The organism is Arhodomonas sp. KWT, from assembly GCF_010993615.1.
Genome location: NZ_WNXE01000643.1, coordinates 1 through 949, shown reverse-complemented (window position 1 = coordinate 949; position 949 = coordinate 1). Strand labels below are relative to the sequence as shown.

At 76.1% G+C, this 949-nt stretch carries 1 protein-coding gene and 1 pseudogene; both read left to right on the top strand.

All coding sequences use genetic code 11. The annotated features are described in order from the left end of the window. The coding region (locus G7A99_RS21395) for a glycosyltransferase (RefSeq protein WP_163143935.1) at window positions 1-684 on the top strand (684 nt) is incomplete at its 5' end. Further along, window positions 681-949, top strand: a pseudogene (locus tag G7A99_RS21390) (ATP-dependent carboxylate-amine ligase); the annotation flags it as partial. The gene G7A99_RS21395 and the pseudogene G7A99_RS21390, both read left to right, overlap by 4 nt.

Sequence of the window (949 nt, the reverse complement as noted above, 5' to 3'; positions counted from 1 at the left end):
TCCGGGGGGCGCCCGCCGCGGGTCGTGGAGAACGGCATCGATGCGGCGGCCGTGCGCGCGGCGGCGGCCGCGCCCGTGGCCCTGCCCGGGCCCGCGGACGCCTTCCGGGTGGCGCTGGTCGGGCGGCTCGTGCCGGTCAAGGCGCCGGAGCGCTTCGTCGCCGCGGTTGCGGCGCTGCCGGTCGCGGCAGCGGGGCAGCCGGTGCACGGCTACGTCATCGGGGACGGCCCGCTGACGGCGGCGGTGACGGACGTGGCGGCACGCGCGGGCGTGGCGGATCGGCTGCACGTCATGGGCTTCCGGGATGACGTCCCGGCCTGCCTGCGGCGGATGGACGCGCTCATGGTCACCTCCGAGCACGAGGGGATGCCGACCAACGTACTGGAGGCGCTGGTCCTGGGGGTACCCGTGATCGCCCACGCCGTCGGCGGTCTGCCCGCCGTGCTGGGCGAGGGGCGCTACGGCGTGCTCGTCCGCGACCCGGACCCCGCCGCCTTCGCCGCGGCGCTATCGACCCTCGCCGCGGAGGGCGGAGCCGCGCGCCGACGGGCGGTAGCGGCGAGCGGCCGGGCCGCGGTGCGTTACGATTTTGCCCGGGTCGCGGCGGGGTATGCTCGGATCTATTCGGAGCTGCTGCGCGAGGCGCAGCCGGCCAGCGCGGCCACGGAGGTCCGCGAACCATGACCTACCGCGTGCTCGTTCTCGACGGTGCCCAGCGCAGTGCCCTGGCGGTGACCCGCTCGCTGGGCCGGGCGGGCATGCACGTCATCACCGCCGACGATCATCCGCGCACCCTCAGTGCCGCCTCGCGCTACTGCGCGGCGTCCCGGGTGTATCCCGCGCCTGGCGAGAACCCCGAGGCCTTCGTCGACGCGGTGGCGGCGCTGGTGGCAGAGGAGCGCGTGGACGTGCTCCTGCCTGTCGGCGATCTCACCACGGCGCTGGTGCT